Genomic DNA, 16,375 nt, shown 5'->3' on the forward strand with positions numbered 1-16,375 from the left:
CCCCTAACCCCCCTTAGAAAGGGGGGAATTATTGGGATAGTTTTTTATTCGTTTTCTTGATGAATGCTTGAGCATAATTATTTGCTCCTAAAAAGTTATTAGAAAATTTATTTATGTAGTTAACTGATGTTTCAAAGTCCCCCTTCCCAAGGGGGATTTAGGGGGATTTTCAATGTGGCTCATAACTGTGGGATTAGATTTACTCCTGATCACTAATAACTATTAACTAACAACTGATAACTAATAACTGTTAACTGATAACTAATAACTGATAACTGTTAACTGATAACTGAAAATATATCCCCCCTAACCCCCCTTTGTAAGGGGGGAACTACTAGCTGATAACTGATAACCGTTAACTGATAACTGAAATAAAGGAGGTAGTTCTGCGGAATTTTGACAAATAACTGGCAACCAACTCGCACCAGGAAATTTATCTTCCATTATTTGTAATTTTTCCCTCGCTTCTCGCATAGAAATATATAAAGATTTACCACTAGCAAATAATTCCAGAAAATTCTGGAAAAATTGTTGGGCAACTACATCGGGAACTTCTTCTCGCATAACAATAATTGCCGGAATATGTAACTTAGCAAGTTGTCGAGCTAAACCTAATCCATCGCAAGAATTGAAAATTGCTAATTGTAGACCTTTCCTAATAGTTTTTCCTAGGGAATTTTCTAATTCCTCAACTGTCATTTTTGTTTCATTTCCTAAATCAAAATATCCCGTACTTCCATCAGCTTTACTTTTACTATGACCAGAAAAACAAAGAATATCCCAACCTGTTTCATCCCATAATTTTTGATCTAATTCTTGGCGACTTGGTTTAACTAAAGAGACAATTTCTGCTTCGCTAGAGAGACTAGACAAATATTGTTTATCTGCCTCAACATTGATTCCTTTGTCATCTCCAAAAATTGCTAAGATGCGGATTTTTTCCCTGGCAATATTTAGCTTTTCGACTCGGTTAGCTTCTGGCAAACCTATGGCAGTTTCCGCAAACTGATAATCAGAGAAAAAATCCCATAAGTGCCAGGGAATTCGCTGCATTAAAATATCTTCAGATTGGATAATTAATCTGACTTTATCCGAGCGATTAAATATAGTTCGTAGCTCCTTTTCGATTTTGTGAAAATTCGGATCGTTTAACCAGTTGTTCAGGAGCGATCGCCACTCTTTTTCTAATTCCTGAATCTGACTAATTATTTCCTCAATTCCCTGATTTATTTGGGAAGAACTTTTTGACTTCTTTTTATTCATTTTGATTCTAGGAAGGAAGCCGGAATTTTGATGGTATTCTCTTAATTTTTCATATTTTTGACTCCAATTTTGATAGAGCTGAGGAATTTCTGAATTTGCGGGTAAGTTACTGGAAAAAGAAATTGGTAAAGGATGATTGTCTAACCAAATATTTGCTCTAATAACTGGAAAACCTGTGGCAAAACTTCCACCTTCAAAATTGAGAATCACCAAATAATTAGCAGAAGTTGATTTTTGAAATATCTGATTAACTAGAGACATCATCTCTTTATTTTGTTCTTCTGAACGAGCATCTTGTTTCTTTCTTTCTGCCAACTCTATCTGATACTTTCTCTCACTTTCCTGAAGATTTTGATCTATCTGTCGTTTAATTTCTTGTAATTCTTTCTGATATTTTTCCTCTAATGAATTAGCCTTTTGCTCGTAGGTTTCCATAAACTCCCGATGGATTTTTTCTTTCTCTATTTCTGGCGGTACATCAATTCTAATTACTACTACTCCATCACCTTTATTTTCCATGCCTCTAATTTTCATGGGGATGCCTTCATTTTCCACTTGTACTTGTTGAAAAGATGACATAAATGCTTTGGCATCTACCCCATTTCGGAATATTAAATCTACAGTATTTAAGACTTCTTGGAATAATTTTGTAAAGTCTCCCGGTTGAAAATCTCCACTACTGGGGCGGCGTTCTTTGTGATTTCTTCCTAATTGTTCTCTCTCTAATAAATAGACACATTTTGATTCAACATAATCCAGGATTGTAGTATTGTCTATATTCCAAGAATCTATACAGGTTTCTGTCATTTGGGCACTGGTAAAATTAGTACCTATTGCTGATACTTCAGTTAAATTAGCATAATCTAAACAAGCACATTGCATAGTAGATTCGCTCAAGTTAGCTAGCTTTAAATTTGCATCACTGAGGTTAGCACTCATCAGGTTTGCTCCTTTTAAGTTTGCTCCTGTATATTGTTGGTTTCTGCCGTCTCCAGTTATTAATAATTCTCTGACTTTTATGTCTTCTAATATGGTGTCTTGGACTCTGGCAAATTTTAAATATTTAGTTTTTCGCCAGAATGTTCTAGTGGCATTAGCAAATCGAAAATTTGTGCTTTTAAGAGTGGCATGACTAAAGTCGGCATCGGTTAAATTTGCATTTTTAAAACAGGTGCCTCCTAGACTTCCAATGGCAATAGCAAATTTAAGGATGAAAAGATTATTTTTGTCTTCTGCTAATATCTTTTTTGCAATATGTCTGGTTATTAATATTAGGGTTAGAGAAAGAGCTATAGCTAGAGAAATTACTATCACTATAATAGGTATAGGTATTGGTTCAAAATTATCTACTTTACTCTTAAAAATAACTCCTATAGGATAATTGTCTACCTTATTCTCAGTAATAATTCCTGTAACAATATCATCAATCTCATTCTCAGTAAGAAGTCCTACAGCAATTGCAGTAACTATTCCTGCTCCTGCTACTGCTATATTTCCCAACAATTTACCAGCAATAGTTTCAGCTAAAAGTACTGCCAAAGTCAGGGTAAAAATCAAAACAAATATAGATGCTGTAGACAGAATAAAACTGAGAATTATATTCACAAATACTCCCAAATTTTCACTATTATTGGTTACTCTAGTAACAATCATGCCAAGTCTGAAGGAATTTAAGCCTGAGAAGAAATCAATAACCTGTTGAGGTGGCGTTTCTGGTATTCCTAAAAAACTTAAATATTCAAGAAGAAAACTATACAATTTTATAAATTTTTCTGGAGGTATGTGCAGTAGTGCAAGTATTGGAATTATTAGCATCATCAAAGGAATTACAGGAAATAAATATGCTATTGCTTTTTGAACTCCTTGACGAATAGTTACTACTAATAAACCAATATTGACAATTTCTAGAAACATAAAAATAGCTAAATTGAAAAGAAAAGCAGCTAGATTTGGGATGATTTTTTTGCCTTTTAGTTCTGCTACTACTTCTCCTACTAAGTCTTCTAGTTTTTCTCCTTCAAAAACAAAATCTATGGGAGTATCAACAGCAGTACTTGCGGCTGCTCCTGCAATTATAGATAGGATAGCTCCAATAATAAATAGTCGAATAACCTGAGATTTTGTTAATCCTGCTAAAGCATAATTGAAGTTAGCATTCGTGAGATTTGCTCCGGTAAAATCTGCTCCTCTTATATCTGCAAAAGAAAAGTCTTGATTAGTCAAATCTCGATTTTTAAAAGAACGACCTTGAAGATTTCTCCGTTGTTGTTTTGATGAATGAATTAGCATAATTATTTACTCCTGAAAAATTATTATAAAATTTATTTATGTAGTTAACTGATGTTTCAAAGTCCCCCTTCCCAAGGGGGATTTAGGGGGATTGTAAATGTGGCTAATAACTGTGGGAATTGCTATATTAAATTCACTCCTGAAAGTTTAGCTAAAAATCTATTTATCCAGTAATTAATGCAAGATATCCCCCCTAACCCCCCTTAGAAAGGGGGGGAATTTTCAGGGTAGTTTTTTCTTCGTTGTTTATCTGGATGAATTAGCATAATTATTGACTGCCGAAAGTTTAAGTAGAAAACTTATTTATTACTGGCGAGCAAGATGCTCGCACTGGAATGAAGGAGGAACTTCTGCGGAATTTTGACAAATAACTGGCAACCAACTCGCACCAGGAAATTTATCTTCCATTACTTGTAATTTTTCCCTCGCTTCTCGCACAGAAATATATAGAGATTTACCATTAGTAAATGACTGGAGAAAATCCTCTAAAAATTTCTGGGCAACTACATCTGGAACTGCTTCTCGCATAACAATAATTGCCGGGATATGTAACTTAGCAAGTTGTCTTGCTAAACCTAATCCATCGCAAGAATTAAATATAGCTAATTGTAAACCTTTCCTAATAGTTGTTCCCAGAGAATTTTCTAACTCCTCAACTGTCATTTTGGTTTCATTTCCTAAATCAAAATATCCCGTACTTCCGTCAGACTTACTTTGACTATGACCAGAAAAACAAATAATATCCCAACCTTTTTCATCCCATAATTTTTCATCTAATTCTTGCCGACTTGGTTTAACTAAAGAGACAATTTCTGCTTTGCTGGAGAGACTAGACAAATATTTCTTATCTGCCTCAATATTTATTCCTTTGTCATTTCCAAAAATTGCTAAGATGCGGATTTTTTCCCTGGCAATATTTAACTTTTCGACTCGGTTAGCTTCTGGCAAACCTATAGCAGTTTCAGCAAATTGATAATCAGAGAAAAAATCCCATAAGTGCCAGGGAATTCGCTGCATTAAAATATCTTCAGATTGGATAATTAACCTAACCTGATCTGAACGATTAAATCTAGTTCGTAGCTCCTTTTCGATTTTGTGAAAATTCGGATCGTTCAACCAGTTGTTGAGGAGCGATCGCCACTCTTTTTCTAATTCCTGAATCTGACTAATTATTTCCTGAATTCCCAAATCTATTTGAGAAGAACTTTTTGACTTCTTTTGATTCACTGTGATTCTAGAATGTAAGTTGAAAGCTTCATAGCGTTCTCCCAATTGTTGATATTTTTCTCTCCAGTTTTGATAGAGCTGAGAAATTTCTAATTTGGGGGTTAAGTTACCTGTAAAAGAAATTGGTAAAGGATGATTGTCTAACCAAATATTTGCTCTAATAACTGGAAAACCTGTGGCAAAACTTCCTCCTTCAAAATTGAGAGTAACTAAATAATTTGCAGCGGTTGATTTTTGAAATATCCCATCGACTAAAGACATCATGTAATTCTTTTGTTCTTCTGAACGAGCATCTAACTCTATCTGATATTTTCTCTCACTTTCCTGAAGATTTAGATTGATTTGTGCTTGGATTCCTTCTAATTTTTTCTGATATTTTTCCTCTAGCACTCTGACATTTTGATCATAGATTTCCATAAACTCCCGATGGATTTTTTCTTTCTCTATTTCTGGGGGTACATCAATTCTAATTACTACTACTCCATCACCTTTATTTTCCATGCCTTGAATTTTCATGGGGATACCTTCATTTTCCACTTGTACTTGTTGGAAAGAAGACATAAATGCTTTGGCGTCTACTCCATTTCGGAATATTAAATCTACGGTATTGATGACTTCTGTGAATAATTTTGTAAAGTCTCCTTCTTGGAAATATCCACTACTAGGGCGACGTTCTCTATCGTCTGTTTCTGGTTTTGGTTTCTCTAATAAATAGATATATTTTGATTCAATATTATCGAGGATAGTAGTGTGGTCGATATTCCAACCTTCCAAGCAAGTTCCTGACATTTGAGCGGTGGTAAAATTGGTGCTTATTGCTGATACTTCGGTTAAATTTGCGTTGTTTAAATTTGCAGCTTGTAGGGAAGATTCGCTTAAGTCTGCTTGTCTTAAATTGGCGTTACTAAGGTCGGCACTTACGAGGTTTGCTCCTCTCAAGTTGGCACTTATATATTCTTGCTCTTTTCCCCATCCATTTATTAATAAATCTCTGACTTTTATATCTACTAATATGGTTTTTTCGACTCTGGCAAATTTTAAATATTTGGTTTCTCGCCAGAATGTTCTAGTAGTATTAGCAAATCGAAAATTTGTACTTTTAAGGATGGCGTGACTAAAGTCGGCATCGGTTAAATTTGCATTTTTAAAACAGGTGCCTCCGAGAGTTCCAATACCAACAGCAAGTCGGAGGAGAAAAATATTCTTTTCGTCTTCAGCTAATATTTTTTTTGCCAGATGTTGAGCTATTAATATTAGGATGAGAGAAAAAGATACAGTAAGAATAATAACTATCCACGGACTAGAATGCCTAGAAGTATTTATAGTAGTAATTACTCCCAAAATTACTGCTAAGATTCCTGCTCCAGCTAATTCTATATTTGCCAACCATTTTTCAGCGATAAGTTTAGCTAAAACGACTGCTAAACTGAGAGTGATAATTAATATAAATATTGCTCCTATAGAGATCATCAAAGCGACAATTGTACCGACAATAGGATTCACATCTTCTTGACCACCAAACCAATAACTTACACTATTTATAAGATTGCCACCCCTGAACATTCTTAATTTTCCGAATAACCAAACAATAGAATCTGGTGCTTCAGAAAACCCGAACCAACTGAAATAATTATCAAGTTTTTTCTCTCTAATTGCAAAACTTGCAAGTATTGGAATTATTAGTACCATTAGAGAAAGTAGATAAAAGAAAGATTTTATTGCTTCGGCAATTCCTTGACGAATAGTAATTACTAATAAACCAATATTTATAAATTCTATAAATGTAAAAATGGCCAGACCAAAATGATTTACTCCTTCTAATTTAGAACGGAGAAAACGTCTGGGCATATCGACAGCAATATATACTGATATACCTGCCATTACAAATAGGATAACTGTAACAATAAATATGATGATTATCTGAGATTTTGTTAATCCTGCTAAAGCATAATTGAACTTAGCATTCGTGAGATTTGCTCCGGTAAAATCTGCTCCTCTTATATCTGCATAAGAAAAGTCTTGATTAGTCAAATCTCGATTTTTAAAAGAACGACCTTGATAATTTTTGCGTGGTTTTTTAGATGGAATAGTTAGCATTAGATTCACTCCTGAAAAATTAATTAGAAAATTTATTTATGTAGTTAACTGAGGTTTCAAAGTCCCCCTTCCCAAGGGGGATTTAGGGGGATTGTATTTTCAAGGTAGTTTTTTCCTTAAAGTTTAATTAGAAAATTTATTTATGTAGTTAACTGAGGTTTCAAAGTCCCCCTTCCCAAGGGGGATTTAGGGGGATTGTATTTTCAGGGTAGTTTTTTCCTTGATGAACAGAAAAGTTGAGCAAAATTATTTACTCCTGATAACTAATAACTATTAACTATTAACTAACAACTGATAAGTGAAAAGATATCCCCCCTAACCCCCCTTGGAAAGGGGGGAATTATGAAGATTAATTTTCCTCCAAGCAATTTTCTCAATCTGTCAAACTTTGAAAATTTCCCAATACCTTGAGTCAACTTTTGAAATTTGCCAATTTATTCACCTCCGAAAAATTAATTTACTACTCGCTCAAAATTTCCAAATACCTCGAGCGCGCGAATCCCTCCTACAACAATTGAAAATTACTAAGAGGATGAATTTTCCTCCAACCAATTTTCTCAATCTGTCAAACTTTGAAAATTTCCCAATACCTTGAGTCAACTTTTGAAATTTGCCAATTTATTCACCTCCGAAAAATTAATTTACTACTCGCTCAAAATTTCCAAATACGTCGAGCGCGCGAATCCCTCCTAGAACAATTGAAAATTACTAAGAGGATGAATTTTCCTCCAACCAATTTTCTCAATCTGTCAAACTTTGAAAATTTCCCAATACCTTGAGTCAACTTTTGAAATTTGCCAATTTATTCACCTCCGAAAAATTAATTTACTACTCGCTCAAAATTTCCAAATACGTCGAGCGCGCGAATCCCTCCTAGAACAATTGAAAATTATTAAGACGATGAATTTTCCTCTAACCAATTTTCTCAATCTGTCAGACTCTGAAAATTTAAAAATACCTTCACCAAACTTTCTAAATTTGCCATGAGATTCACTCCTGAAAAATTAATTTACTACTCGCTCAAAATTTCCAAATACGTCGAGCGCGCAAATCGCTCCTAGAACAATTGAAAATTATTAAGAGGATGAATTTTCCTCCAACCAACTTTCTAAATCTGTCAGACTCTGAAAATTTAAAAATACCTTACTTTCTAAATTTGCCATTAGATTTACCCCCGAAAAATTAATTAGAAAATTTATTTACTACTCGCTCAAAATTTCCAAATACGTCGAGCGCGCAAATCGCTCCTAGAACAATTGAAAATTATTAAGACGATGAATTTTCCTCCAACCAATTTTCTAAATCTGTCAAACTCTGAAAATTTAAAAATACCTTCACCAAACTTTCTAAATTTGCCATGAGATTTACCCCCGAAAAATTCATTAGAAAATTTATTTACTATTCGCGAGCAACATGCTCGCACTGGAAAATCTTAACTATTTTCCTCCAACCAATTTTCTAAATCTGCCAAACTCTGAAAATTTAAAAATACCTTGACTAAACTTTCTAAACTAGCCAAAGGTAGACCTTTTATCCGATTTTTAATCGCTTCAGAAACTTCTCCAAAACGTTGAATAATTAAAACCATAACTAGAAAAATTGCTTCTTTAATCATTCCTTGTTTTTCCGCATAATTTACCTGCTCTTTTTCCTCTTCCATTGCTTTTTCTAGACGCTCAACAATTGACTGATAATTGTTAACTGCTAACTGATAACTGAAAAAAGACATCATATACTCACTTTCCTGATGATAAATAGAAACTTTTTCCTCCTGACTAAGAGATTTATCCCCATCCTTTTCAGTCAACTTACCCACAGCTTCCCCATAAAACTTAGTTAACTGCTGATGAATTTTTCCCTTACTCGCATCCGGAGGTATGCTAATTTTAATTACCGCCATTCCATCGCCCTTATTTTCCATACTTTGAATTGTCAAAGTAACTCCGGAATTTTCTTTTTGCACCTGTTGAAAAGCAGACATAAAAGCTTTTATATCAATGCCATTACGGAAAATTAAATCCACAGTATGAAAATTTTGAGTAAATAAATTTGTAAAATCTCCCGGTGCAAAATTTCCACTACTAGGACGACGTTCCCGATCATTTGTTTGTGGTTTTGCCGACTCTAATAAATAGATATATTCCGACTCAACTTCATCCAAAATAGTCGTGTGATTAATATTCCAAGATTCTAAACAAACTCCTGTCATTTTTGCCTCGGTAAAATTAGTACCAATTGCCAAAACTTCCTTTAAATTTGCTTCATCCAAACAAGCACCTTCCAGAGCAGCTTCAGTCAAATCTGCTATTGTTAAATTGCTCCGACTTAGGTCAGCATTTCTGAGATTTGCGCCTCGAAGATTCACACTTATATATTGTTGGTTTTTGCCATTTCCCGTTACTAATAATTCTCGAATTTTTGGGTCGATTAATATTGTGGTTCCGACTCTCGCAAATGTTAAATATTCAGCTTTGCGCCAGAGAGTATGAGTCACATTAGCTAATCTAAAATCTGTACTTTTTAGGCAAGCATAACTAAAGTTAGTCTCGGCAAGATTAGCATTTTTAAAACTCGTTCCTCCCATAACTCCAATCGCAACAGCAAGTCGGCGAATAGTTAGATTATTTTGGTCTTCTGCTAAGATTTTTATGGCAAGATAACTAGCTATTGAAATTAATAATATACATATAATCATTGCTATTACATAAGTGCCCATACCTAAAGTAATTGCCTGTGAAGCTTCCAAGTTCAATACATTCATATACCGAGTATCTATATGTTTTACGACATTATTTTTCAGGATAACTCCAGAGATAATAAATGTGAAAATTATCGACCAAGATATGACTGAATTGTTCTGGTGTTTTTCCGATTTTATTTCAGCTAAAACTACTGCCAGACTCAGGGTGGTAATTAATACTAATATTGCTCCGACAGAAATAATTAGACTGGCAATTATACTGACGACTATATTGACAGAATCGCCGTCGGTAAGTAGGTTAGTTATCCCTTCAATAAGATTGCCACTTCTGAAAGCTTTTAACTGCTCGGAAAGTTCAATAATTTCCGGCGATGGAGGTTGATTAATTCCCAAAAATTTAAACAATTTTGAGAGATTTTTTTCACTCATGGCAAAAGCTGTTAATCCCGGAATGATCAACATTATTAGAGGAATGCCAGAGAATAAATATGCTAAAGCTTTTTTAATTCCTTGCCGAATTGTGATTAATAGTAAGCAAATGTTGATCAATTCCAGGAGTAAAAAAATCAAGAAACCGATCTGAATCGGAATAGGATTAGTAGCTTTAGGAACAACAAACTTTAGAGGAATATAAACCGCCACAAATGTAGCGATCGCTGAAGTTACAGAAAGGAAAAAAATCAAAATAGAAAGTATTATTTTTCTAGCTTTTGTTAATCCTGCCAAAGCATAGCTGAAGTTAGCACCTGTGAGATTTGCATTTGTGAAATTTGCACCTCTAATATCCGAGTAGGAAAAATCTTCATGGGAGAGGTTTTGATTTTTAAAAGAACGACCTCGAAGATTTCTGCGACGATAATTTTCCATAATTTTAGGGAATAGGGAATAGGGAATAGGGAATAGGGCAAGGGGGGATAGGAAGGGGGTTGGGGGGTTAGGTTTTTTTGCTCACAATTTCAGTTTAGATAAATTACTATTAACTAGATAATTTCCCATAACTTTTTTTGGGTAAATTAAATTTTTTCGTGCTTAGGGAATAGGGAATAGGGAATCTTTATATAGCAATTCCCTGTTCTCTATAACATCTTCTGAATTCTGAATTCTGAAACATCCTCCTAATTTTTAACTTCTGAATTAATTCTGAATTCTGAATTCTGAAACATCCTCCTGATTTTTAACTTCTGAATTAATTCTGAATTCTGAATTCTGAAACATCCTCCTGATTTTTAACTTCTGAATTAATTCTGAATTCTGAAACATCCTCCTGATTTTTAACTTCTGAATTAATTCTGAATTCTGAAACATCCTCCTGATTTTTAACTTCTGAATTAATTCTGAATTCTGAATTCTAAATTCTCCAACATTCTCCTGATTTTTAACTTCTGAATTAGTTCTAAATTCTCAATTCTCAACTCTAAATTCTTCAGTAACTCTTGCTTCTCCCAATTCCACAGCAACACTAAATTTTTCTCCTCTTTCAACAGAGAATAGTAACTGAATAAAATTATCTGCATCGCGAGCTACAGGAGTAAATTCCTCTCTATTTTCATCCATAACTATCTCTCCATTTTCATCCATAAGTATTAACTTAAGTCCCGGTGGTAAATAACTTTTTCCCCCCATCGGATACACTCGAATTCTGATATTATCTTCCTCAGTTTCCGCTAACCAACTCACAACTAAAGCAACCGACTCCTCAACAAGTCGCATTACTAGATCGAGCTTTTTACCCCGCGATATTCTAACTGAACGAGAAGAAAAATTTTCACTACGATAACTAGAAGAAATTTCTAATTGTTGGGAATTTAAAATTGACTCAACACTTTGCCAACCAGTTTCAAATATTCCATCCAACCATTGCAGCAAATTTGTCGAAGTCGGGCGATCGCTCCTTAACCTTTCCTCATACAACATCCGTAATAAATTCTGATTTTCTAACAACGCTCCCCATTTCTCAAACTCCACTTGCAACCGAGCATAATAACCAGGCGATCGCCCCAACTCCCTGACTAAAGTAGTCGCTTCATCCCCAGATAAACTCCCTACTGCTGCCACTTCTGGTTTCGGAAGGGGGCAAACTTCCCGCGCTACCCACATCACATTTAAGTCTTCCGTCATAAATTCTTGTCCTAAATAATAGATGCGATTGAATTCATCATAGTTTGCTTCGTTTTTCAGGTTTTGATAATTGGTGTAACCCCAAATTCTAATCCGATATTCTTCTGGTTCCACGAGTGCTGCCAAATAATAATCACCCACCCAACTTGGTAAGTCTACCCACTCTTGAGGAACAGCAAATGTTTCTGTATCTATTTCTTCAGTTGGAATCAAAATAATTCGAGTTTCTCCTATGGAAATAGCACTGCCATTTACCACTTCCCAAATTTGATTTAAAGTTTCTAAATTAGGAGATATTTGTGGTGTATTTTCTGGTGGTTCATCTTCTGTTAAATATTTCATCATCGTATTTAAACAGAGACGATTTAAAAAAGCATTCGACTGCGCTGCATCATTAGAATAATTTGGTAATTCTTGCCAGACTTGTTCGATTTCTTCTGGAGAAAATTCCAATATTAATTGGTCTGGAAATACTATTGTTAATTCATCTATTGTTAGTGACATTTTGAGTTGCTCCTGTTTTTTTGATAGCTATTAGCAGTTATGGCAATCTTCAATAATGGATAATGGATAATGGATAATTACCTCTCCCTAAAGAAGAGCTAATTATTAATTATTGAAATCTTAGCTTGGGTTTGGAGACCAAACCCCTACAGTTTTTTTTTTCACAAATCATTTAGGATTAGTATAACTTTCAACTTGTTAAGAAACCGGGTTTGTATTTATATAACCCACAGAATTCACATCTATTGCCACAAAACCGGTTTCTTCCGGAAAAGAATTTAACTTCTGACTTTCAGTCGCTGACTGCTTACATTCCACATTTCATAAGGGGCATTATTTAACCATTCTTCTACAAAGCTAACAATTCTTTTATTTCGAGAATTGGATAAAGAAATATCCATTTTTTCTTTTACCCATTCCCGCAAAAATATCTCTAGGTTTTGCTTGACTATTTCAATTTCTTGAGTAATTCTTTGAGAAGAAACATTCAGCCTTTCTGCCACAGTCTCCAGCTTTAATTGTTCACCATAATATAATCGTAGCATCGGAATTTTTGACTTTTGCTGTTCCCATAAATTTTCCTCTAATACTCCCTCAAACTGTTGTTGAAAATTATCCTTTAACCAGTCCTTAAAAGGTTGATTTTTTTCCTTGATAATTCCTTCATTGACAGTAATCCCTAAATTTTCTTGACTCCATTTGACCAAAGCTTTTAAGAGTTTTTGTTCGCTCTGTTTGATTTTTCGAGATATTTTAGGTTGCTTGAAATTAAATATTTCTTGCATTTCAGTTTGTGAGATACCCAAACCATAATGTAGTTGCATTAGCTTCTGAGATTCTAGCGGTAGTTTAGCAAATTCATCTAAACAAATTGAAGCTATTTGCTGTTGTTTTTCAGTCTCTATTTCTTCCTCTTGATGATTAACTGGAATAAATTCATCGGCAACTATATCAATATTTTCAACAGTATCTTCAACCATATAAATATAATTCTTTGCTGCAGAGTAACAAGCAAGATATTTTTCTTTAATTACCTGAAAATTAATTATTGCTTCTAAGCGAGCGCAACCTTCCGTTGAAGGTTTTTTGTTATATTCAGAACATAGGAAATTATAGTATTTTTGGATTTCTTCCCACTGTGCTTGATTAGGTTCCGGTAACCTTCCTTTAATTTTTTTAGATTGGCTACTGGGATAAATTTCTTTATAGGAATTTACTACTAAAACATAGCTTTCTATTTCTTTTTTTGCCTTAATTCCTGACTTAGCTTGTAGAGCTTCTCTCAGTTTCTTTTCACTCAAATATTTAAGTGCAGACCAAGTTCCATATCTACCAAAATCTCTGCTTAAAAGAATTGTTTGTTTGACTTTACTTTTGATTTGTATTTTTCCCCAGGTCTTCGGACTACTATCTTTAAAATTATATGTTTTATAGATTTTCATCGGTTCTAATGCAACTTTTCTTGCCTCTTGAAAACAATCCGATCTAGTATATTTTAGTAGTTTTAGTTCTTCATACAGTTCCTGTATCGCCAGCCCAAAGCAGACTTCTTCTAAATATGCTGATAAGTGTTTTTCGTATAACTTACCCTGATTATTTTTTTGCATTTCTTTGATAAAAGTTTTAGCCAAACTTTCTGCATTTTGATCAGGATAATGTGTCAATATAGTATCTAAATTGTTTACTAATTTAAGCATTTTTTTCAGGTTAGTTATTATTAGGTTATTTCGGAGTTCTTCTACATGTAATAAAGTTGAAAATTGTTCTTTGATATTTCTGTGAATAATCATATTTGCACCTTTGATATATAGCATGACAAAAAATTGTTAGGACATTAATTAAATTGAAATCCTTGATAACCAACAGTTTTAACTTGAGCTGATTTATCGGGGAATAGCAAAAAATAAATTCTCCAATTTTTGAACTAGACTAGGAAAGTTTCACTACCTAATCTTCCTACTTTCGTAAGGGCGATTCCCGAATCACCCCTACTATCTAAATTGATTGAAAAAGTTTGATTTTCATCTCCTTTATTTATCTTCTTATCTGTAATTTTATAAATTATGCAGTTATAGCGCGACGCGCAAGTTAAAAGTCAAAATTAAAAATTCGCCCATTCACGCGTTCAAAAATTTTGGTTCATTCCTTAATTTCAATAATTGTTTAATTAAGGATTCAAACCTCGTTCGTACAACCATGAAAAAATCAAAAATATTTTCCTGATTTCAATCCCAATACTTTAGCCAGAGGTTATAATGCAAGAATTATAAATTTTGAATTTTGAATTGAATTTCAATCCCAATACTTTAGCCAGAGGTTATAATGCAAGAATTATAAATTTTGAATTTTGAATTGATTTGACCATTTTTTTTATTCAAAATTCACGCATTTAAAGTTCAAAAATTTTGCTTTATTTCTTAATTTGAATAATTGTTTAATTAAGGATTCAAACCTCGTTCGTACAACCATGAAAAAATCAAAAATATTTTCCTGATTTCAAGCCTCTGACTTTCCTGCGGAATGGGGAACAAACAGGCAGAATTTATAATTTTGAATTATAAATTTTGAATTTTGAATTGATTCTTCCCTTCACTCTCCTATTCCCTAAATTCAGTAACATAGGCAGATACTTTCTATCCCAATATTTATGGAGCGAGTTGAAATCTGCCCATACGGGTTTCATGTTCCAAAATAGAACAACAAATTTTACACCTCGGAAAGCAGGAGGACTGTAAAAAGAAGGGGATAATAAATAGTAAATTTTTTGATATTTCATTTTTAGTTTAATTCCAAACACTAGGGAAAAATTTCCCGATCGAATTACGCAGTTCTGTACCTGAGCATATTCCTATTGCTCCCAATTTTGGTAATGGTTGTTGAATGTTTTAGAGGGTTAAATTGTATTTTTTGGCAATGGCAGTTATTGTTTTTTTGCCTAACTTACAAATGAGATTTTTATCAATATTATCTACTTGAAGAAAAGTCGGATATTCACGATTGCATAATATCCCATAACCACCTGGATATTGAATCGAATGCACCTTGGACTTGAGCTGCATAAACTTTTTTAGATAATCTACAAATGTTGTTTAATCCTGTATTGTTATCATTGAAAATTCAATCTGTAAATAGAAAGCAGTGGGAGCATCTTGCTCCTGAAATTAGAAATTCATAGTAGCATCTTGCTCCTGTAGATCGGTTGAACAGAAATGTATAATTTTTGTCTGTAGGGAATGTCCCCTACAGTGCTATCGACGTTATCAAAAAAGTAAAGATGGATATTTGAGAATAATAATTCATAGCTTACATCTAGTTCAGTAAAAAGTAAAGATTGAGAACAGCAATTTTTGTAAAGATTCGATCAAGCAAAATTTTTTGTAGTCATTTCGCGAAACAACTGCATAAATTTGACTCCTCTAGATAAAGGAATTTATCGCAACGCCAGCAAATACTATATATAGGAGTGACCCAAATGTTTTCTCGTTTCATTAACTTATACCAAGCGTGAAAAAAGATGTTACAAAATTCTAGTTATAGGCAACAAAAAACAGAAAATAGGCAACAGGGAACAGGCAACAGGGAACAAAAGACTTGGAGCGAATTGCTTTCTTGGGCAAGATTATTACTTGATTGACTCAAACCCAAAGATTGAGAACAGCAATTTTTGTCAATATTTGATGTAGCTAGATTTTTTGTAGTCATTTTGCGAAACAACTGCATAAATTTGACTCCTCAAGATGAATAAATATATAAAAGCGCAAACAAACACTATATAGGAGTTATCCAAAGGTTATCTTGTTCGATTAACTCAGGTAGAATTGCTTTATTGGCCAAAATTATTACTCGATCCAGTCAAACGTAAAGATTGAGAACAGCAATATTTGTCAATATTTGATGCAGTCAAATTTTTTCTAGTCATTTCACGAAATAAGTGAATAAATTTTCTTCCTCTGGATAAAAGAATTTATAGAAACGTGAAAAAACTACTATATATAGGAGCTACCCAAATGTCATCTTTTTTCAATCTAATTGCTTTATTGGCCAATATTGTTACTTTGATGCCGTTTTCGCCTGTCGCGGATATGTTTACGGAGCATGACCTAGGAAAATACTGCGCGACATTAAAGGCGGAACCTAGTGGCAGCTATATCGCTTGCCCACCGACAGCAACAACTT

At 33.8% G+C, this 16,375-nt stretch carries 5 protein-coding genes; all 5 read right to left on the reverse strand.

The window, feature by feature from the left end; genetic code table 11:
* Window positions 1-306 precede the first annotated feature (306 nt).
* On the reverse strand, window positions 307-3,552 hold the full coding sequence (locus tag F6K40_RS31550) for a pentapeptide repeat-containing protein (protein WP_293141744.1): 3,246 nt from the start codon (window positions 3,550-3,552) through the stop codon (window positions 307-309).
* A gap of 306 nt (window positions 3,553-3,858) precedes the next feature.
* Window positions 3,859-6,876 carry a pentapeptide repeat-containing protein gene (locus F6K40_RS31555; protein ID WP_293141746.1) on the reverse strand — a complete coding sequence of 1,006 codons (3,018 nt, stop codon included), beginning with the start codon at window positions 6,874-6,876 and terminating at the stop codon, window positions 3,859-3,861.
* Window positions 6,877-8,308: 1,432 nt separating this feature from the next.
* The gene (locus F6K40_RS31560; RefSeq protein ID WP_293141748.1) at window positions 8,309-10,444 is read right to left on the reverse strand and encodes a pentapeptide repeat-containing protein; all 2,136 of its coding nucleotides are present in this window, start codon (window positions 10,442-10,444) and stop codon (window positions 8,309-8,311) included.
* A 534-nt stretch (window positions 10,445-10,978) separates the two neighbouring features.
* On the reverse strand, window positions 10,979-12,199 hold the full coding sequence (locus F6K40_RS31565) for a DUF1822 family protein (protein WP_293141750.1): 1,221 nt from the start codon (window positions 12,197-12,199) through the stop codon (window positions 10,979-10,981).
* 278 nt (window positions 12,200-12,477) lie between these two features.
* Complete coding sequence (locus F6K40_RS31570; RefSeq protein ID WP_293141752.1) at window positions 12,478-13,896, reverse strand: sigma-70 RNA polymerase sigma factor region 4 domain-containing protein; 1,419 nt, start codon at window positions 13,894-13,896, stop codon at window positions 12,478-12,480.
* Between the last annotated feature and the right edge of the window lie 2,479 nt (window positions 13,897-16,375).

Source organism: Okeania sp. SIO3I5 (assembly GCF_010672085.1).
In the GTDB taxonomy this organism is placed as follows: domain Bacteria; phylum Cyanobacteriota; class Cyanobacteriia; order Cyanobacteriales; family Microcoleaceae; genus Trichodesmium.

Bases quoted from the DNA above. Each gene is read 5' to 3' on its own strand.
- F6K40_RS31550 (WP_293141744.1), bottom strand. From the start codon at position 3,552: ATGCTAATTCATTCATCAAAACAACAACGGAGAAATCTTCAAGGTCGT.
- F6K40_RS31555 (WP_293141746.1), bottom strand. From the start codon at position 6,876: ATGCTAACTATTCCATCTAAAAAACCACGCAAAAATTATCAAGGTCGT.
- F6K40_RS31560 (WP_293141748.1), bottom strand. From the start codon at position 10,444: ATGGAAAATTATCGTCGCAGAAATCTTCGAGGTCGTTCTTTTAAAAAT.
- F6K40_RS31565 (WP_293141750.1), bottom strand. From the start codon at position 12,199: ATGTCACTAACAATAGATGAATTAACAATAGTATTTCCAGACCAATTA.
- F6K40_RS31570 (WP_293141752.1), bottom strand. From the start codon at position 13,896: ATGCTTAAATTAGTAAACAATTTAGATACTATATTGACACATTATCCT.